At 69.3% G+C, this 17,386-nt stretch carries 18 protein-coding genes; 8 read left to right on the top strand and 10 right to left on the bottom strand.

Annotated elements, in window-relative coordinates; translation table 11 throughout:
- Positions 1 to 126 precede the first annotated feature (126 nt).
- Positions 127 to 1,074 carry a serine/threonine-protein kinase gene (locus AB0D27_RS37670; RefSeq protein WP_362517903.1) on the bottom strand — a complete coding sequence of 316 codons (948 nt, stop codon included), beginning with the start codon at positions 1,072 to 1,074 and terminating at the stop codon, positions 127 to 129.
- The gene (locus AB0D27_RS37665; RefSeq protein WP_362517901.1) at positions 1,071 to 2,933 is read right to left on the bottom strand and encodes an ABC transporter ATP-binding protein; all 1,863 of its coding nucleotides are present in this window, start codon (positions 2,931 to 2,933) and stop codon (positions 1,071 to 1,073) included. Before AB0D27_RS37665 ends, AB0D27_RS37670 begins: the two co-directional genes overlap by 4 nt.
- Before the next feature lie 814 nt (positions 2,934 to 3,747).
- Between AB0D27_RS37665 and AB0D27_RS37660 the strand changes: the two genes are divergently transcribed.
- On the top strand, positions 3,748 to 4,284 hold the full coding sequence (locus AB0D27_RS37660) for a hypothetical protein (protein ID WP_362517898.1): 537 nt from the start codon (positions 3,748 to 3,750) through the stop codon (positions 4,282 to 4,284).
- A gap of 47 nt (positions 4,285 to 4,331) precedes the next feature.
- Here AB0D27_RS37660 and AB0D27_RS37655 read toward each other — a convergent pair whose 3' ends face one another.
- A complete protein-coding gene (locus AB0D27_RS37655) occupies positions 4,332 to 4,661 on the bottom strand; it encodes an antibiotic biosynthesis monooxygenase (protein ID WP_362517895.1) in 330 nt (109 codons plus the stop codon).
- A 613-nt stretch (positions 4,662 to 5,274) separates the two neighbouring features.
- Positions 5,275 to 5,859, bottom strand: a complete 585-nt coding sequence (locus tag AB0D27_RS37650; RefSeq protein WP_362517892.1) for a TetR/AcrR family transcriptional regulator — start codon at positions 5,857 to 5,859, stop codon at positions 5,275 to 5,277.
- Between the two features lie 104 nt (positions 5,860 to 5,963).
- On the opposite strand from AB0D27_RS37650, the gene AB0D27_RS37645 reads away from it, so the two are divergent.
- The 3 genes from AB0D27_RS37645 to AB0D27_RS37635 all read left to right on the top strand — a co-directional run bounded on the left by AB0D27_RS37645 (position 5,964) and on the right by AB0D27_RS37635 (position 8,905).
- Positions 5,964 to 6,398, top strand: coding sequence for a tautomerase family protein (locus AB0D27_RS37645; RefSeq protein ID WP_362517889.1), 435 nt, complete (start codon positions 5,964 to 5,966; stop codon positions 6,396 to 6,398).
- Positions 6,391 to 7,419, top strand: a complete 1,029-nt coding sequence (locus tag AB0D27_RS37640) for an alcohol dehydrogenase catalytic domain-containing protein (protein WP_362517886.1) — start codon at positions 6,391 to 6,393, stop codon at positions 7,417 to 7,419. The genes AB0D27_RS37645 and AB0D27_RS37640 overlap by 8 nt, the downstream gene beginning before the upstream one ends.
- Positions 7,420 to 7,708: 289 nt before the next feature.
- The gene (locus tag AB0D27_RS37635; RefSeq protein ID WP_362517883.1) at positions 7,709 to 8,905 is read left to right on the top strand and encodes an SMI1/KNR4 family protein; all 1,197 of its coding nucleotides are present in this window, start codon (positions 7,709 to 7,711) and stop codon (positions 8,903 to 8,905) included.
- A gap of 74 nt (positions 8,906 to 8,979) precedes the next feature.
- Here AB0D27_RS37635 and AB0D27_RS37630 read toward each other — a convergent pair whose 3' ends face one another.
- Positions 8,980 to 9,312, bottom strand: a complete 333-nt coding sequence (locus AB0D27_RS37630) for a hypothetical protein (RefSeq protein WP_362517880.1) — start codon at positions 9,310 to 9,312, stop codon at positions 8,980 to 8,982.
- A 565-nt stretch (positions 9,313 to 9,877) separates the two neighbouring features.
- On the opposite strand from AB0D27_RS37630, the gene AB0D27_RS37625 reads away from it, so the two are divergent.
- Positions 9,878 to 11,329, top strand: a complete 1,452-nt coding sequence (locus AB0D27_RS37625; RefSeq protein ID WP_362517877.1) for an amidase — start codon at positions 9,878 to 9,880, stop codon at positions 11,327 to 11,329.
- A 6-nt stretch (positions 11,330 to 11,335) separates the two neighbouring features.
- Here AB0D27_RS37625 and AB0D27_RS37620 read toward each other — a convergent pair whose 3' ends face one another.
- Together AB0D27_RS37620 and AB0D27_RS37615 are read right to left on the bottom strand one after the other, a co-directional pair.
- Complete coding sequence (locus AB0D27_RS37620) at positions 11,336 to 11,458, bottom strand: hypothetical protein (protein WP_362517874.1); 123 nt, start codon at positions 11,456 to 11,458, stop codon at positions 11,336 to 11,338.
- Positions 11,459 to 11,767 (bottom strand): hypothetical protein, encoded by a 309-nt coding sequence (locus AB0D27_RS37615; protein WP_362517871.1) that lies wholly within the window; start codon positions 11,765 to 11,767, stop codon positions 11,459 to 11,461.
- A gap of 585 nt (positions 11,768 to 12,352) precedes the next feature.
- Between AB0D27_RS37615 and AB0D27_RS37610 the strand changes: the two genes are divergently transcribed.
- Together AB0D27_RS37610 and AB0D27_RS37605 are read left to right on the top strand one after the other, a co-directional pair.
- Positions 12,353 to 12,502 carry a hypothetical protein gene (locus AB0D27_RS37610; protein WP_362517868.1) on the top strand — a complete coding sequence of 50 codons (150 nt, stop codon included), beginning with the start codon at positions 12,353 to 12,355 and terminating at the stop codon, positions 12,500 to 12,502.
- A gap of 71 nt (positions 12,503 to 12,573) precedes the next feature.
- Positions 12,574 to 13,191: a TOPRIM nucleotidyl transferase/hydrolase domain-containing protein gene (locus AB0D27_RS37605; RefSeq protein ID WP_362517865.1), complete on the top strand. Its 618-nt coding sequence runs from the start codon at positions 12,574 to 12,576 to the stop codon at positions 13,189 to 13,191.
- A 251-nt stretch (positions 13,192 to 13,442) separates the two neighbouring features.
- Here the strand turns inward: AB0D27_RS37605 and AB0D27_RS37600 are convergent, their stop codons facing one another.
- Positions 13,443 to 13,901 (bottom strand): SRPBCC domain-containing protein, encoded by a 459-nt coding sequence (locus AB0D27_RS37600; protein ID WP_362517863.1) that lies wholly within the window; start codon positions 13,899 to 13,901, stop codon positions 13,443 to 13,445.
- On the opposite strand from AB0D27_RS37600, the gene AB0D27_RS37595 reads away from it, so the two are divergent.
- Positions 13,900 to 14,088 carry a hypothetical protein gene (locus AB0D27_RS37595; protein ID WP_362517860.1) on the top strand — a complete coding sequence of 63 codons (189 nt, stop codon included), beginning with the start codon at positions 13,900 to 13,902 and terminating at the stop codon, positions 14,086 to 14,088. The two genes, AB0D27_RS37600 and AB0D27_RS37595, sit on opposite strands and share 2 nt — an antisense overlap.
- 205 nt (positions 14,089 to 14,293) lie before the next feature.
- Here the strand turns inward: AB0D27_RS37595 and AB0D27_RS37590 are convergent, their stop codons facing one another.
- Complete coding sequence (locus AB0D27_RS37590) at positions 14,294 to 15,163, bottom strand: PhzF family phenazine biosynthesis isomerase (RefSeq protein ID WP_362517858.1); 870 nt, start codon at positions 15,161 to 15,163, stop codon at positions 14,294 to 14,296.
- A gap of 274 nt (positions 15,164 to 15,437) precedes the next feature.
- A complete protein-coding gene (locus AB0D27_RS37585) occupies positions 15,438 to 16,067 on the bottom strand; it encodes a hypothetical protein (protein ID WP_362517856.1) in 630 nt (209 codons plus the stop codon).
- Positions 16,068 to 17,386 lie beyond the last annotated feature (1,319 nt).

Below are 17,386 nucleotides of genomic sequence, written 5' to 3'. Positions count from 1 at the left end.
GCAGGCTGGCGCCCCCGGCCTGGCGTAAAGCCGGCAGGCTGGGAAAAGCAGTCGCCGACAGGGCCGACGCCCCCGGCTCAGGGCGAAGTCCCGGCTCCGCCCCCGGCCAGCGCACCGTGGCGGACCTCAGGTGTCCGCGACGCGGGGCGGCTGGCCCTCCAACATCGCGCCGAGGGCCGCGGCCAGCTCACCGACCGTGGGCCGGGCCGACGGGTCGGGGCGCAGGCAGCCGTCGATGGCCTTGGCCAGAGCCGGGGGCAGGCGCCGCCGCGACGCGATCGGCGGGGCGCTCGCCTCCAGCTGCGGATACCAGTCGTCCCGGCCCCCGGTGGCGGCCCCGTCCTGCGCCCGAGCGGTCCTCACGTCACAGGACTCCTCCGCCGTCCTCGCGTCATACAACTCATCCGCGCTCTCGCCACAGTCGAACGGCACGTCACCGCTGGCCACCTCGTACAACGTGATGCCGATGCCCCACACGTCGGCCGCGGCCGACAGCCGTCCGCCGCGCGCCTGCTCCGGTGCGAGGTAGCAGAACGTGCCCACCCCGGCAGGAGCGATACCGGGCGGCCGCGCCACGCTGAGGTCGAGCACCTTCGCGCGGCCGCAGTCCACCACGATGTTGGACGGCTTGAGGTCCAGATGCAGCACGCCCTGACCGTGCAGGTAGTGGATCGCGGAACACAGCTGCACACCCAGCCGGGCCACGTCGGCGGCGGCCGGCCGGCGCCGCAATCGGTCGATGAGGTGGGACAGCGTCTCCCCGCACAGCGTCTCCAGGACGACGAGCGGCTCGGGCGAGGTGAAGGTCTCGTACGCGCGGACCAGGTGCGGGTGGGCGAAGGCCTGCAGCCACCGGCCCTCCCGCAGCAGCCGCTCACGCAGCCGCGCCTCGTCGCGGCGGTCCGGACGCACCATTTTGATGACGCAGCGGCACGCCCGTTCCTCGCTCCAGGAGTCGTACAGATCCAGCCATCCCGTGCGCGCCAGGTGCCCCAGGATCTCGTAGCCCCCAACCGGACGGGTGCCCGGCGCCAGGGGCGGGGCCACCGCGGGCCGGGTATCGATCTCGGTCATGACAGCACCCCTCCCGGCGGCGACAAGGCCGCCCGCGCGGGAGGTGCCACGGCGTGCAGCCGGTTCAGCCGTGCGTACGCCCCGCCGTGCACGAGCAGGTCGTCGTGGGTGCCGGACTCGACGACCCGGCCGCCGTCGAGCACCACGATCCGGGTGGCGTCACGGACGGTGAGCAGGTTGTGCGAGATGACGATGGTCGTCCGTCCGGCCATGAGGCGGCGCAGCGGGTCCATGATCCTCAGGCCCGACTGCACGTCCAGGCCGGTGGTCGGCTCGTCCAGGAGCAGTACGGGCGCGTCCCTGATCATCGCGCGTGCGATCGCCAGGCGCTGGCGCTGTCCGCCGGACAGCGTCCGCCCGCGCTGGCCGACCATCGTGTCGTACCCCTGCGCAAGCAGCTGGATGAACTCGTGGGCGTCCGCGGCGCGCGCCGCCTCGACGATCTCCGCCTCACTTGCCCCGGGCCGGCCATAGGCGATGTTCTCCCGCACCGTGCCGTGGAAGACGAGCGTCTCCTGCAGCACCACCGCGACGTTCTCCCGGACCTCGGACAGGAACAGCTCCCGCAGATCGCTCCCGTCGAGCCGGACTGCGCCCTGGTCGGGATCGTAGAAACGCAGCTGCAGCTTCGCCACCGTGGACTTGCCGGCCCCGCTGGCCCCGACCAGCGCCAGACTCTCGCCGGGGGCGACATGGAACGACACGCCCGACAGCGCCCAGCGCGACGTACCGGGATAGCGGAAGGACACGCCGTCGAACTCGACGTCGCCGCGCGCCCGGGCGATGTGCCGGGCGTCGGCGGCCTCGGCGACCTGGGGGCGCTGGTCCAGCAACTCGATGATCCGTTCCGCGGAGGCCGACGCGGCGTAGAAGCTGTTGCCGAGGCGGGAGAGGTCGCGGATCGGGCTGTACAGCTTGCCGATCAGCGCCAGGAAGACCAGAAGCCCGCCCAGCGTGAGCTGGCCCTGCGCCAGCTTCCAGGTACCGAAACCCATGACGGCGAGGGCGCCGGACACCTCGACGATCTCGACGAGCGGCCGGTAGACGGCACGGATACGCGCCGATGCCATCGCGGCGCGGAACTTGCCGGCGTTCTCCCGCTCGAAGCGGCGCTCCTCCCAACCCTGCCGGTTGTACGCCTGGACGAGGGCCACGTTGCTCAGCGACTCCTCGGCGACCGCGCTGAGCGAACCGCTGCGGCGTCTGCGCTCCCGTGACGCCTCCTTGATCAGCCGGGAGAAGTGCCGGGCGGCGCGCCAGAACAGCGGCACGATGACGAGCGCAAGGAGCGTCATGTCCCATTGAAGATAGATGAGAAGACCGAGGAAGACGCCCAGCCGGATCACCTGGTAGAGCGCGTCCGCGACACCCGAGAGCAGGAACGTCTCGACGGCGTCCACGTCACCCGTGACCCGCGACAGCACGTCTCCCAGCCGCCGCCGTTCGAAGAACCCGAGCGACAGTCCCTGGACGTGCCGGAACACCTCGGAGCGCAACGTCAGCAGGAAGCGCTCGCTGACCCACGTGGACGTCATGTCGTCGGCGAACCCCAGAATGCCGGAGCCGATGATGAGCCCCAGGTACGTCGGCGCGATCCAGAGGAAAGGCCGCAGATCTCGCGGGACGAGCACCTCGTCCACCACGATCTTGAAAAGCCACAGTTCGGCAGCGTCGACGACGGGTCCGATCAGGCTGAAGAGAACAAGAGGGACCAGCCAGCGCCGACGACCGCGCGTGTAGGGCCAAAAACGCCGGAACACCTCGCGCGGGGGCAACGGTGGCGCGGCCGCCACCACGGCATCCGCATCCTCGCCCACCGACAGCAGACGCCGCAGAACACGCCGCGGGATACGCACCATGGCATGGGTCCGTCGTGACTCGACGACGGAGCGGACCGGGTCATCCGATCCCCGGTCCGCTCAGCCTTCACTTGTCGTGACCAAACTTGTGATCGTCGGAGCTGGAATGACGACGGCGGCGGTGGTGCCTCCTCATCGAGGTGTCGTCGCGCCTCGACGTCGAATCATTCCGGCGGTCACGGTGTTTGGCAGGAAAGAGATCACTGAAGATCGCCATTGCATTCCTCCTGCTGAAACATCACTTGGAGTAGATACGCGTGCGAGGCGGAATGGGATGGCACCTCCCAGAAAAAAGTCGGATTTCTTCTCCAGGCAATTTCGGCGAGATGGGTGCCCACAGGGCAGCGCTACGCGATGGGTCTTCGACCAGGACTTCAGACACCTCGCCTCATCAGCGCAGCCGTCAACCTCGACCGCAGGTTCTCGTACGACTTGGCCATGGGCTTTGCCGTCAGCCCGATGGTCCGCATCTCTGGCGGGGCCGTACGCAGCCGATTCAAGGCGTACCAGTGGGCCCTGTAATCGGCTGACGCCGCTCAGGAACCACCGCCGCGCCCCCGCAGCACCGCGCACCCCGCGTGACCTTCTCACCGGCTGCACCAGAGGCCTGATCGAAGCGAGGGAACGAGGCCGTCGCCGTCCGCGGCCGACGCGGCGACGTGCCCAACCGGGCGGCTGTGACGTAGCTCCTGGTACCGCTCACGCGGCCGCCGTACCTTTGCCAGCCACATGCGCATCCCCGCCCGGGGGCGCGCGAGTGCCCGCGACCCGATCCCGCACACGCCAGGCGGGCACCTGCACAGGACGGTCCACCATGCCCAGTGATCTCTCGCCCGTCATCACCGCCTCCACGCGCTGGCTGCTCTCGGCCTTCCCGCCGGCCACCGGCCCGTTCGACGATGCCCTGGCCGAGGCCCAGGCGCGGCATGCGGCCACCATCGCTGCCGCCCTGCGCTACCCCACCGCGCTGGACGCCGAACTGCTGAACCTGCTCGGCCCCGGAGGTTCCGGCCGGCTGGACCGTGTCACCGGCGCCGACGCCCACCCGCTGACGGGCGCCGCGCACGCCTGGCGTACCCAGGTGGACGAAATCGTCGTCAGCTGGGCGGCGTGCCTGCTGGCCAATCCCGATCTCGCCGCCCTGGCAGCGGCCTGCCTGGCCGCAACCCACCACGGCGCTGACGGCGTGGGCGACGCGCGCCGGCTGACCATTCCCAGCCCTCGCGACCACCGCGCGGCGCCACTGCTGCGCCACCCCGACCTCCTCGGCCCGATCGCAGACCTCCACCGCGAGACCCTGCTCGGCCTCCTGAACGCCGGCCCGGCCGTCCCCTCACCCGGGCGCAGCTGAGCACGCAACCCACACCCGCACTACGGGGATCGCCGCGATGCCCAGGGCTACGGGCTTGTCGGCGCCGCCTGCTGCACGACCTCGAAGGACCACAGCGTGGACCCGCTCGCCGCCGGCTTGGGACGTTCGCCGCTCTCCGCGCTACCGCCCTGGTGGGCCGCCTTCATGGGGCCTTCCATCCAGGCTTGGAAGGAGTCCTCGTCACGCCACCGGGTGTAGACGAGATAGTTGTCGGTGCCTTCGACGGGGCGGAGGAGTTCGAACCATTCGAACCCGTCGGAGTTCTCCACGGCATGGGCACGAGAGGCGAAGCGCTTCTCCAGTGTCTCCCGCTGTTCGGCGGGCACGGCCAGTACGTTGATCTTGACTACGCTCATGGCCTCATCCTGCCGCACGGCGGTCGGCGGACGAGGAGCGGCTCGTGTATGACGCGGCCGGTGCTGCGTCGATGTGCGCGAGTATCGCCCGGCCGGTGCAACGGTCGGCGGGAAGCAGTGTCATGCCGCGGCTCGTATGAGAATTGCCAGGGCACGGGATGAGATGTCCTGGACCACCGCCGCCCGGCTGAGTCCAGGGCGCCGTGAAGAGAGCCGGGAAGCGTGTGCGCGCCTGGGCTTGCGGCCCCGGACGAGGATGCGGCCCTGGGCGATGGCGCTCGGGTGGCCGCGGCGGCCGAGTGCCATCAGCAGAAAGGTGACCGGCTCGATGAAAATGGCGCAGTCCTGCCGGGCCGGCGGCAGCGAGCCGAGCGACACCCCAGGTTCGAGCTGGACATGAACAGCCGCCCGAGCCTGGACCTGGCCCCCGCGACGGTGCCCGGCCCGCGCAATGCGCAGGGCGAGGCCGCCTGAGCGCCGGCGTGACAATCGCCCTTGGCCGTCCCGGGCCGCTGTGCGGTGGGCTGAGCGCTCCGGGCCGCCGTGTGGTCGGCTGAGCGCTCCGGGCCGCTGGCTGGTCGGCTTGGCGCCCGCGGCGCCGCCGCCGGCCCGCTCAACTCGTGATCGTGCGGCTGATGAGGGTCTCGAGCTGCTCGGAGGTGTGGTCGAGGGGCTGGGTGCTGCGCTTGGCGCGGCACATGGCCACGGTTCCCTCGACCGCCGCGACGACGAGTGTCGCCAGTTGTGCGGCCTGGTCGGGTTCGGCGCCGTGCTCGCGCAGTGAGGCGGCGAGCAGGTTCTCCCATGTGTCGAAGACCTCCGCCGCGGCCGCCAGGGCGGCCGGGATTTCGTCGGTCGGGGGTTCTTCGATGGAGACGGCCAGAACGGGGCAGCCGGCGTGGAAGTCGGTGTTGACGACGATCTTGCGCCACAGGCCGAGGTACGCCTTGAGCCCCGCGACCGGACCCGCCTGGAGTTCCGTACGCAGAATTCGGGCCGTCATCTCGCCGGCGTAACGGACCGCCTCCGTGGCCAGTTGCTGCTTGCCCTCGGGAAAGTAGTGGTACGTGGAGCCGAGCGGCGCATTGGCGTGCTTGGCCATCTCACGGATGCTCGTGGCGCTCAGACCGCGCCGACTGATCATGTCGGCGGCCCCGGCCACGATCCGTTCGCGCGCCTGCGGACTGGTCCTGGTCACGTGCACACTCCCCGCTGGCTATAACGACCGTCATAGTCTAGCGTGATCCCCGCCTATAACGATCGTCATAACGAGACGTCGTCGTGCGAAAGTGAGGAGCTGCCATGCCGATGATCCGGCTGACCGTGCCGACCGGTTCCCTGACCGAAGAGGGCCGCACGACCATTCAGCGCGACCTCGCCGCCGTGCTGCTGCGCTGGGAAGGCGCCCCGGATACTGCCTTCTTCCGCGCCCAGGCGTGGAGCTACCTGACCGAGCTTCCCGAGGGGGCGCAGACCACCGCGGAGGACGACGCACCGCGCTTCCTGGTGGAGGTCACCGTGCCGCAGGGCGCGCTGTCCGAGCGCCGGAAGGCGGGGCTGGTCCAGGACGCGACCAAGACCGTACTGACGGCGGCCGGGCTTGCGCAGGACGACGCCCTGCGCGTGTGGGTGCTCGTCCACGAGCAGCCCGACGGCACCTGGGGCGCGGGCGGTTCCGTCTTCTGGTACGCCGACCTGGCCGCCCTCGCTCAGAAGGGAGGGAAGACGGATGCGTGAGCTGACCTACGTCGCACGGAACACCCTCGAGTGGCGCGAGGCGCCCGACCCGAAGCTCCAGTCCGGGCAGGACGCGCTCGTCGCGCCGGTCGCCGCGACGTCCTGCGACGTGGACTCCATGATCCTTGCCGGGCACGGCTTCATCGACCCGCCGTTCGCGCTCGGCCACGAGTGCGTGGCCCGGGTCATCGACGTCGGCGACGCGGTGACCGGCGTGGCACCCGGCGACCTGGTCGTCGTCCCCTGGTCCATCAACTGTGGCACCTGCGAGCACTGCCGGGCCGAGCTGACCGCACACTGCACGTCGGTGCCACACATGGCGATGTACGGCGCACCGATCGGCGGTGCATGGGGCGGGCTCTTCTCCGACCTGGTCCGCGCGCCCTGGGCGGACGCCATGCTGGTGCCGCTGCCGTCCGGCCTGGACCCGGTAGCCATGGCCTCGGCCAGCGACAACTGGTCCCTGTCGTGGCGACTGGTCGCCCCGCACCTCAAGGCCCGTCCCGGAGCCCGCGTCCTCGTCGTCGCGCGCGGCAGCATCGGCCTGTACGTGTGCGATATCGCCCGGGCACTGGGCGCCGGCGACGTGCTGTACGTCGACCCCGACCCGGAACACCGCACGATCGCCGAGAGCTACGGCGCCCGCACCGCCGAGGCGATCGAGCCCATCCCGCACGGCTTCGACCTGGCCGTCGAGGCCACCGGCCGCGTCGACCAGCTCGCCCTCGCCCTGAAGTGCCTTGCCCCGGAGGGGTTCTGCGAATCCGCCGGCAACCACTTCCGGCCCGGCGAGCTGCCCCTTCTCGACATGTACCTCACCGGCGTCACCCTGCGCATCGCCCGCGACAACGTACGCAACCACATCCCCGACGCCCTCGACCTCGCCCGCTCCGGGCAGGTCGCCCCCGAACGCATCGTCTCCCACGTCATCGACTGGGAGCAACTGCCCGACGCGCTGCCGGAAAAGCACCTCAAGCCCGTCTTCGTACGCGACATCCCCGCGTCCTCGACCGCCAGATGACTTTGCTGCCGGACCGCCGCACGCGGCCGGTACGCCGAGGAACCCGAGGAACTCACCCCTGAGTCACCACGCCGCGACGAGCGCCCGCCTCGAACAACCAACAGGACAGCAACCGGAACACCAACGGGCGGCCATCGCCGCACTCGGTCACGAACTGCGTGCCGTCGACGCCACCATCCGCACCGCAGCGGACATGGAGACCCCGCACCGCGTCACGGACGGCGTCGATTGCGGCGGCCAGTGGCGGAACGCCGCCGCGCTGTCAGTGCCCGCGTCTAGGGTCGGCCGTATGACAACCGACCTGGTCGAGAACTCCTGGGACCGCATCGATGGATGGCTGCGGGAGCACGCGCCGCGCACCCTCGCCTCGCTCGGCCCGCCTGCGGCGGCTGAGGAGATACGGGCAGCAGAGGAGGAGTTGGACGTCGCCTTCCACCCCGATCTGGTCGCGTCACTGCGCCGGCACAACGGGGGGCAGGGCGCGGAGGCGTTCCAGTTCACGACGCACGACCGACTGCTCAACGTGCGGGAGATCGTCGAAGCGGCACGGTTCCTGCGGGGTATCGCCGCCGACCTGGAGGAGGAGTGGGGTGAGGAGGGCGACGGCGGCTTCGACTACTACTGGCATCACGACTACCTCAAGTTCGGTTCCTACGACGTCACCGCTGATGGCCTGACGATCGACTGCCGCCCCGGGGTCGGCTCGTACGGGGCGGTCGGGCGGTTCTTCGATGAGACCGGCACCAGCTTCGGGCACGCCGAGTCGCTGGGTGCCTATCTGGCAGATGTGGCGGACAGGCTGGAGAGCGGTCGGGCGGTCCCGGGCAATGGCGCGACCCCGGTGACGTTCAACGGCCGGCTGATCTGGGAGGCGGTGGGCGATCCCAGGCCGGACTGGGGCAGCGCCGGCGATCCGCTTCCCCGGGCTGCAGCGGAGGTACCGCCGCTGGATCTGCCCTCAGGCCCGCCAGAACCGCTGAGAGCGGTCTATCTGCACGGACTGCGGGAACTCGGCGCGCTGGTCGCCACACTGCCCCGGGAGCGGGTGGCCGAGGCGGCGTTGAAGCAGATGCGCAGGCTGGCCGTCGAGACTGGGCTGGCCACGTACTCCGAGGTCACGGCCGCCCTGGACGCGGTGGAGCGGGGCGAGGCTGTCCGGATAGGCCAGGACAGCCCGCTGGGTCTGAGGTTGCGCGCCGTGATCGCCCAGGCGACGGCGCGCCGGGACCACTACCGGAGATGGGCGGCGGAGAACATGGTGATCGCGGTGGGCGGGTTGCCGCACCGGGCGGTGGAAAAGATCGCCAGCTCACGCAGCCACCTGAGCGTCAACTGGCGCGACGAACTGCTCGCAGACCTCGGTGGCCCACCCGTTCCGCCCGCGCCGGACGACCTGTTCTGGGCAGTGCTGCGCAACCCCGACATCGATTCGAGTTGGTACGCGGCCCGTTACGCCCAAGATCACGACGTACGACTCGACCACTGACGTCCCCAGGGCACGCACGACAACAGCTCGCTGCGCCCTGCAGCGGGTGCGCCGAGATCAATGACCGGGCACGGCTAGTCGCCCATGAACCACAGGTGGCTGCCCGGCGTTGCGGCGCACGCCTCAAGCAGCTCGGCAAGGTCAAGCAGGGCATTCTTCTGACGCTCGTCAGCGCACCGTTGTGCCAGGGCGGTGACTTCCTGGAGGGCGACGCGGGCCTCCTGCTCGTTGAACAACGTGTCGCCGTAAGGGTCTACCCAGCCGAGCTTGCCCGAGCCGTGCCGATCGAGCGTGCTCAGCGCCCGCGCCAACGCTTCACCGTGCTGGTAGGACCCTCGCAGCAAGGTGTTCGGGGACGACCTTCCGCGCGCGGGCCGCCCCGAGTGCAGTTCAAGCTCAATCCCCATGACTCTCCTACGGCCTTGGACACAAAGCTTTCCAGAGATCATTCGTCAGACACACATTCCGCGACGGCTTGCCAGGACATGGCCGACGGGGTGTCGATGACGGACGTGCAGATCGCCGACATCCCGCGCTTTCAAAGCCAACGGCCCCGAGACCGAGTGCCACTGGCCGATGGATGTCAACAGCTTCGCCACCACGGTGCCCACCGCTTCTGCGGACGGTTTCTTCGTGTTGCCGCTTGGTCGACGACGCTAGCAGAGCGAGGAGCTCGTCGCCGATGAGAGCCATCCAAGACGTCCTGTCACTCACGGACTTGGCCACGCCGGTGCTGATGAAACTGTCCGGGCGTACGTCGGTTCGCAGCCTCGCGAAGTACGTGCGGGTGTCCGATGAAGGTCTTCTGAACTCCCAGGCCGACACCGATCCCGCCGCGCGTCGCCATCGCCAGCGCCAACGGTCGGGCGAATTGTCTGTGGCCGGAAGGAACATGATGAGTATTGAGACATCCACCCCGTTGTGCGACGCGGCATTTCATGACCTGTTCCAGAGGTCGGTACGGTCGGATTCATGGAGTGGAAATTTCAGACGGCCGAAAAACTCGCGGCTGCCTTGCGTGCCGGTGAAGTGACCTCGGCGGAATTGACCGACGAGGCGATCGCCCGTATCGAGCGGGACGACAAGACGATCAACGCGATCTGTGTGCCGGACTTCGACCGCGCGCGGGCCGCCGCGCGCGGTGCCGACCAGGCGCGCGCCCGCGGTGAGGACCGGCCGCTGCTCGGCATTCCGGTGACGGTCAAAGAGTCCTACAACATCGCCGGGCTGCCCACGACCTGGGGCATGCCGCTACACCGGAACTACATGCCGGCCGAGGACGCGGTACAGGTGTCGCGGCTCAAGGCCGCAGGCGCGGTGGTGCTCGGTAAGACCAATGTGCCGTTGGGGCTGCAAGATATACAGAGCTTCAACGAGATCTACGGCACCACCAATAACCCGTGGGATCACGGTCGCACGGCGGGCGGGTCCTCCGGCGGGTCGGCGGCGGCCCTGGCGTGCGGGTTCGGCGCACTGTCCATCGGTTCCGACATCGGCGGTTCGTTGCGCACCCCCGCGCATTTCTGCGGTGTCTACGCACACAAGCCGACACTGGGGCTGGCGGCGAACCGCGGTATGGTCCCGCCGCCCGCGCCGGCATTGCCGGCCGACCTTGACCTCGCCGTCGTCGGTCCGATGGCGCGCACCGCCCGCGACCTCACGCTCCTGCTCGACGTCATGGCCGGACCGGACCCGCTGACGCTCGGCGTCGCGTACGACTTGACGCTGCCGCCCGCGCGCCACGAGCGGCTCCGCGACTTCCGGGTGTTGGTCCTCGACAATCATCCGCTCATTCCGACCGGGTCCGCCGTGCGGGCGGGCGTGAACCGGGTGGCCGACGCGCTTGTCGACGGCGGCGCCCGCGTCGAACGGCACAGTCCGCTGCTGCCCGACCTGACCGAGGCCGCGACGCTCTACACGCAATTGCTGATCTCGAGCTCCATAGCACGTTTTCCCATCGAATCGCACGAACAGCTGCAGACCCGCGCCGCCGGACTGAGCGCAGACGACCAGAGCCTGGACGCTGCGCGGCTGCGCGCCATGGTGTTCAGCCACCGCGACTGGATCGAGGCGAACAACCGTCGCGAACTCCACCGCCACGGCTGGCGGCAGCTCTTCGCCGAGTTCGACGCCGTGGTGTGCCCGATCACGCCGACGCCCGCGTTCCCGCACGACCACAACCCCAATCTGTTGGAACGGCGCATCGACATCGACGGCGTCGAGTACCCGTACCTCGACCAGCTCGTCTGGGCCGGCCTGGCCACCATGCCCGGCCTACCCGCGACCGCCATACCCGCGGGTCGGTCCCCCGAGGGCCTGCCGGTGGGCGTGCAGCTGATCGGTCCGATGTTCGAGGACCGCACCCCGCTGCGGCTGGCCGAACTGCTCGAGCAGAAGATCGGCGGCTTCCAGGCACCGAAGTAGGGCGTACTACTGGGTGTCCGTCGAGGACGAGGTGCGGATCACGACGAGCAGACCGCGGCGCTCGTAGTAGCGCACGATCTGGACGTTCACCGGCGGCCTCGGCGACCTGCCCGCTGCGCAGGCCCGCACTCATCGCGCCAGGGCGTCCAGAACCGGCTCGTGCACGTGGTCCACCGAGATGCCCAGACGGATCCCGTTCTCGCCGGGGGCGACGGCGAAGGTGAAGAACGAGCAGCACCCGCCCTCGCGCTCGGCCAGGTCGCGAGCCTGATCAGTCCCGCCCGGACCGTCTTCCAGCCCCAGCCCCAGCCCCAGCCCCAGCCCCAGCGTCAGCGGCTGCGGCTGGGCCACCCCGATCAGCCACTTCGCGAACAGCGCGTCCCACTCCGCCACCCGCAGCGGCCGCTCCTCGGCAGCGTGCAGGACTGCGGTACCCACGCCAGATCAGTCATCGCGCTCATTCCCGTCATCCCGTCCCCGGGCCCGGGGACGGGATGACGGGATGACGGTAAAGCTGTAGGGCGAGGTCCGCCGCGCGGTGTGGGCTGGCGTCGGGGGCTGGGGCCGTCATCGCGGTTCCTGGGGGTCGGGGGCTGTGCTTCGTGGCGTCGGTTGATCTCGGTGAGGTGGACGTTGCGCTGCTGCTCGCGGGCCGCGATGGGGTAGGGGTCGAGACCGGCTTCGGCGTCGGCGTCGATCCGGGCGGCCTCGCTGCGCAGGGCGTCGTCGATCTGGCTGTCGGTGCGGCTGATGTTCGTGCACGCGGGCTGGCAGCGGGAGTGGTCGGGGGTTGCCCGGTTGCCGTCGCGTGCGCGGCCGCGGTCCGGGTTGCACAGCGCGGTGAACGTGTCGTGGTTGCAGGTCAGGAAGGCTTTCGGATCTTCGTAGACCTGGAGTTCGACCGACACATCTTTCGATCACGCGGTCGTGGGAGGTGTTGGGTGAGCTGGCAGCAAGCTTGGTTGAAGTGGGCCTCGATCTGCGCGGCGAGCAGGACGACGACTGTTGGAAGCTGTTGTCTTTTTGGATGAAGTCGCTGAGTTCCGCTGGTCAGGGATGGCCCTGGTGTCGCCGTGCGAGGGTTCGGGCGTTCTGTTCGGCCTCGACGATTGGCAGCGGTGGGACGGCAAGGACCGCTGCGAGCTGCGCAGGCCCGCGGCGGCCGGGGCCTGAGGACCGTCGCAGCTCCCGAGGCCGTCGAATAATCCCGTGCCGTGCCACCGGTGGCCGTGCAGACTCGCCCCATGGCGGACATGAGGGCGTTCCAGGATGCGGTCACCAGCTGGGCGACGGGCGGCCCCGACGGGCCTGCGCGGGATCTGGCGGAAAGCCTGGGGGCGCGGACCGCGGTGCTCCTGGAAGGGCTGAGCGATCTCGCGGCCGTCGAGGCGCTGGCCGCCCGGCGTGGTCGGGACCTCGCCGCCGAGGGAGTGTGTGTCGTGCCGATGGGCGGGGCGATGAGCGTCGGCCGCTATGCCGGCCTCCTCGGGCCGTCCGGCCTCGGTCTGCGCCTGACAGGACTCTGCGACGAAAGCGAACAGGGCTTCTACGAGCGCGGCCTGACGCGGGCACAGGCGCCGCTCCAGGACATCTACGTATGCGCTGCGGATCTGGAGGACGAACTCATCCGCGCGCTCGGCACGGCAGGAGTCGAGGAGGTCCTCCGCGCCGAGGGCGACTTCCGCGCCTGGCAGACCTTCCAGCGCCAGCCCGCACAGCACGGCCGGCCCCGGCATCAGCAGATGCGGCGCTTCCTCGGCACGAAGAAGGGCCGCAAGATCCGCTACGGTCGTCTTCTTGTCGAGGCCCTCGCACCGAACCGGACACCGCCCCCGCTCGACGGCCTCCTCGCGAGACTGTGAGGTCGTGGACGGGCTGCCGTTTCGATCGTGCTCGACAGCGGTCGAGCGTGCGGCGCCGGTCGACCCCCTCCTCGGTCAGATGCGTGACGTAAGAATGTGTTGAGTGCGGAACTAGACTTTTTGGGAGCCCTGGGGCGTCGCGGTATGCCTCGAACCGGTCGTTGATGGAACTTGGCTGCAGACGTCCCCGCGTGCGGCCGCAATGTGCGTTGGTTCGGCGGAGCCGGGTGGTGATAGCCGCCGGTGAGTGATCAGTTCTTCTCGACCAGGCGGGCGAGGTTGTCCAGGGCCATGCGCGTACCCAACTCGTTGTCCCGGCGGGGCACGTGATCGGGAATACCTTCGTGCACGATCATGACCTCGGTTGCGTCGTCCACCTGCGTGAGTGACGTCGTCATCGTCATCGTGCCGCGCAGCGCATCGTCGGACGTCTCGAACTCGAACACCTCAACCACCAGTTGGTGGGGAACGAGCCGCGCGAAGTGGCCGTGGTACGTGTCCGTGTGGGCGTCCGACTTTCCTGAGCCGGCTGCGTTGTCGTAGGTGAGCGAGACGCGGAACGTGCCGCCTTCGCGAGGGTCGAATGCGTGGACATGGCTGGTCATCCCGGCGGGCACTCGCCATGCCGCCACCGCGGCTGGGTCGATGAGCGCCTGATAGACGGCTGCGGGGGCCGCCTTCACACGTCGTGAGACTTGCGTGGCATACATGAGAGGCAACGTAATGCCCCTCCGGCCGCGGCGTGGCCGTTCGGGCAAGCGTGTCCGGCTGCCCGGACCAGGCCGCTATCGGCGGCAGGGCGCCGTCGCAGGCGCCTGCCTGCGCGTGGACGCCGTCGCATTCAACGCGATGGCCGGAGCAGCCCCGCCGCACCGGCTCGCCAAAGAGATCTCCTAGACCACCACGCCGCAGTACAACTCCTCGACGCCACCGCGGTGTCAGCGGCGATCCGTGGCACCGGACCCGGCCAAGCCTGTCGAACAGGAGCCCGCATACCGCTGCATCCCCTGCGCGGGGGCTGCCCGGACCTGTCTCTTTCGCTCCCATTCGCCGGAGACCGGCTTTTCGAGTCGCCCGCGGCCGCTGATGAGCTTTGGGTCGGCTATGGCAAGCGGACGCTGCACATGACCTCCGCGGCGCCGCCCAGGTGGACCAGCGGACCCGACGGGCTGGGCTGTGCGGTGGCGTTGATCGTGGAGGGACTGCCGAGGGAGTCGCCCATGCCGACGGCGATCTCGGTGACGCCCTGACCGGCCAGGTGAGCAGCAAGACAGGCCGTGCTGTTGGCGTTGGCGATGTCTTCCGCGACACCGATCGACGGGGCGAACATGCGAGCCGCGACGCGGCCGGTGGGCGTCGGTACGGAGTAGACATAGCAGCCCAGGAATCCGAGACGGTCACAGGCGGCACGGAGCCTTGCGAAGTCCGGGCTGAGGGCGGCGAGCGCGGCCCGCGTAGCAACGGGAACCAGCAACCGCGACCGCCCCACCGAGGCGACGCGGGTACCGGGAGCGAGCGTCTCCGAGGTGACGCCGAGTGCGGGCAGGACAAGGCCGCACTCGGTCGCAGTGGGCTCGCGCAGGTCGACGGGACCGGCGTCGAAGGCGGCGTTGACGTGCGTCTCCTTCCGTACCGACCAACCGGGGAAGACACGCCCCGCCGTATGGAGGGTGGCCCGGTACTCCTCGCCCCCGGCACGCCCGGCCAGGAAGGCAAGAGCGGCAACCGTCCCATGGCCGCACGCAGGCAGTTCTCCCTCGGCAGTGAAGAAGCGAAGGGAAACCGCGGGAGCGCTGGGCCGGCCGTCGTGCGCCGAGACGAAGACGGCATGCGACGTTCCCATCAGAACCGGCACACGACGGTGCTCGTCGTCACTCAACGGCGCCTCATCCAGCACCGCGGTGGGACTGCCGCCTTGGCCGTCGCGCAGACACGCGCGGACGATCGCGACGGGCAGACCGCGCCCACTCATCAGCAGCCGGGAAGCCGGTCGGCACACATCACCCGAAATACGGTACCAACACCGCACCCTCCTTCAACTGGCCGACGAGTCCGGCCCCTTCGTCAAGCGTGCAACCAAGCGGGGAGGGTGAGCAGGAGAGGCGATCTTCAAGTCCTCATCACAGGCCGCCGAACTGCGCGCGGTTCGCTGAGCGCTGACGGTCCAAGGGGAAGAGGTCGCCCCGTTTCCTGCGGGACGACGGCGCAGCACCAGCTCACTCCACTCGGGCCGGGCGGCACCCCGGTCAGGCGGTGACCGCGTCCTCGTTCTGCTCCGTCGGGCTGCTGGCCGGCTCGGTCTCGGACGCCGTGTAGTAGACGGACGTGCCCTGCTTGGTGCGGTGGACGCGGCCCTTGGCGACGAGCCCTTCCACCGTGGTGCGTACGACGGTGGTCTTGATGGTGCGGTCGGGATGGGCCTGGGTGAGCGCGGCAGAGATTTCCGCAGCGGAGCGCGGTCCGGACTGCTGGCTGAGGTGGTTGTGGATGAGCTCGACGAGGGTGGGCTTCGCCGCGGTCGTGGTTGCCTTCGTTTCGGACTTCTTGGCAGCCGTCTTCTTGGGCTTCGTTGCGGCGGCGTTCTTCTGCTGGGTCGGCCTGGGCTCGGAGGAAGCTTGTCGCGGCACCGAGGGAGCGGTCGGGATGCTTTCCTTTGAGCGAGGGATGGCTACCGTGCTCTCGACGTCCAGAGCCTGCTGCATGCTCACCAGCAGAGTCTGGTCGTGCCGCAGGGCGCGAAGCTGCTGCTCAAGCGCGGCTACTTCGGCCCCGATGCGTTCCTGCTCCTTGGTGTTGCGCTCAAGGTCCGTAGCCAATTGGGTGGCGTACTGGGACTTCAGTTCTGTGGTCTCGGGCTCGGGCTGGACTTGGGACATGAGAGTTCCTGCTTCCGACTTCCGGTGACTTGTGTGCTGAGGGCGGATCGTACCCTCATCATCCGGCCATGATCCTGCGCGCGTTCAGGCTGTTGTCTGTCGACTGGCTGCCGGGATGCAACTGCTGGGGCCTGCATGAGCGGAGAAATGCTGCGAGAGCGGGGGCGCGGCCGCCCGCAGCGAGGGGTGTCTCCCTCATCTTCAGAGTGACAATGTCTCGTGCTCCGCAGCCGGCCCTTCGGCCACTTGAGTGTCGTCACTGCCACTGCCGTCGTGAGTCGTCGTCATGTACCCAAGCGGTATAGCGTGACTGTCCGCTGGAGGGCCGCAGCCGCCACGGCCGGGACCGTGGCTACATGGCTATCAACGCCACCGCCCGCACCTTGACCGCCCTCGCCGACCGCATCGGCACCGAACAGTCGACGACTACTCGCGGGCGATCCGGGGGCACCGGTTTCGGCTTCCTGGAAGACACCGTCCGTCTCGCGGCTGCCCTGCGGCTGGCGCTGTCGGCCCGCGGAATCCCGGAGTTGACTGCCCGCGATATGGGACCCCCGGCGAGGCATATGGTCGCCCCTGCCCGCTGCACTCAGGGCGCCTCGAAGAGCCGCCGGGCACACTGGTCCATTTCATGGACGCATTCGTCCCTACGTTCCGCGCTCATCGGGCAGGCGGCCAGATTCAACCGGACACGGACCACGCTTGGATCGCGCTCCACCAGCAGACGCAGAACCGGAGGGACTCGGCATAGCGCCCCGCGACCGCAAGCCCGATCGCGCACCACCCGACGCTCGCAGGATCACCGGTGACGGCCGGATCGGCCAGACCCTTCAGCAATCGATCCCGATCCTGCCCCGACGCGCCGTCTGCCAACGCCCTGACCGGATCACCGGGCGGCTTCGATCACTCCAGTAACCAGGGCCAGTCAGGATTGCCGCCGCGGCCGGCAGCGGTTCCGACAACTCCACCAACCCAGACCGACCAGTTCAAGGCCTGCGTAGCCAAGTCCGGTACGCCCATCGAGAAGAGAAGGCCGCCCAGCACGTCACGAAGGTGACCGGCCGACAAGCGCAACGACACATCCTCGACGCGGCGGACGTCTACACCGACTTCTCCGGCGGCCTGCTCGGCCCCACCAGGGTGAGGGCAGGGTGATCGCGTCCGCGTGCACCTCCTGCTACCAGTCCGACAACGGACTCGTGACCGTCTACGACAAGAAGGACGGCTAGGGCGTGTGTCGAAAGTGGATCTTGAGGTGGGATGATCTTGCGTTGTGGCACGTGGAGATCTGACGGATGCGCAGTGGGCCCGCCTGGAGC

It is taken from the genome of Streptomyces sp. NPDC048415 (genome assembly GCF_040651675.1).
Classification (GTDB): Bacteria; Actinomycetota; Actinomycetes; order Streptomycetales; family Streptomycetaceae; genus Streptomyces.
The sequence above is the reverse complement of the archived record's forward strand: the minus strand, read 5'-3'. Positions and strand labels throughout refer to the sequence as shown.

What these genes read in the sequence shown, in the direction of transcription:
- AB0D27_RS37670 (WP_362517903.1), bottom strand. Translation starts at nt 1,074, where the DNA reads ATGACCGAGATCGATACCCGGCCCGCGGTGGCCCCGCCCCTGGCGCCG.
- AB0D27_RS37665 (WP_362517901.1), bottom strand. Translation starts at nt 2,933, where the DNA reads ATGGTGCGTATCCCGCGGCGTGTTCTGCGGCGTCTGCTGTCGGTGGGC.
- AB0D27_RS37660 (WP_362517898.1), top strand. Translation starts at nt 3,748, where the DNA reads ATGCCCAGTGATCTCTCGCCCGTCATCACCGCCTCCACGCGCTGGCTG.
- AB0D27_RS37655 (WP_362517895.1), bottom strand. Translation starts at nt 4,661, where the DNA reads ATGAGCGTAGTCAAGATCAACGTACTGGCCGTGCCCGCCGAACAGCGG.
- AB0D27_RS37645 (WP_362517889.1), top strand. Translation starts at nt 5,964, where the DNA reads ATGCCGATGATCCGGCTGACCGTGCCGACCGGTTCCCTGACCGAAGAG.
- AB0D27_RS37640 (WP_362517886.1), top strand. Translation starts at nt 6,391, where the DNA reads ATGCGTGAGCTGACCTACGTCGCACGGAACACCCTCGAGTGGCGCGAG.
- AB0D27_RS37635 (WP_362517883.1), top strand. Translation starts at nt 7,709, where the DNA reads ATGACAACCGACCTGGTCGAGAACTCCTGGGACCGCATCGATGGATGG.
- AB0D27_RS37630 (WP_362517880.1), bottom strand. Translation starts at nt 9,312, where the DNA reads ATGGGGATTGAGCTTGAACTGCACTCGGGGCGGCCCGCGCGCGGAAGG.
- AB0D27_RS37625 (WP_362517877.1), top strand. Translation starts at nt 9,878, where the DNA reads ATGGAGTGGAAATTTCAGACGGCCGAAAAACTCGCGGCTGCCTTGCGT.
- AB0D27_RS37605 (WP_362517865.1), top strand. Translation starts at nt 12,574, where the DNA reads ATGGCGGACATGAGGGCGTTCCAGGATGCGGTCACCAGCTGGGCGACG.
- AB0D27_RS37595 (WP_362517860.1), top strand. Translation starts at nt 13,900, where the DNA reads ATGAGAGGCAACGTAATGCCCCTCCGGCCGCGGCGTGGCCGTTCGGGC.
- AB0D27_RS37600 (WP_362517863.1), bottom strand. Translation starts at nt 13,901, where the DNA reads ATGTATGCCACGCAAGTCTCACGACGTGTGAAGGCGGCCCCCGCAGCC.
- AB0D27_RS37590 (WP_362517858.1), bottom strand. Translation starts at nt 15,163, where the DNA reads ATGAGTGGGCGCGGTCTGCCCGTCGCGATCGTCCGCGCGTGTCTGCGC.
- AB0D27_RS37585 (WP_362517856.1), bottom strand. Translation starts at nt 16,067, where the DNA reads ATGTCCCAAGTCCAGCCCGAGCCCGAGACCACAGAACTGAAGTCCCAG.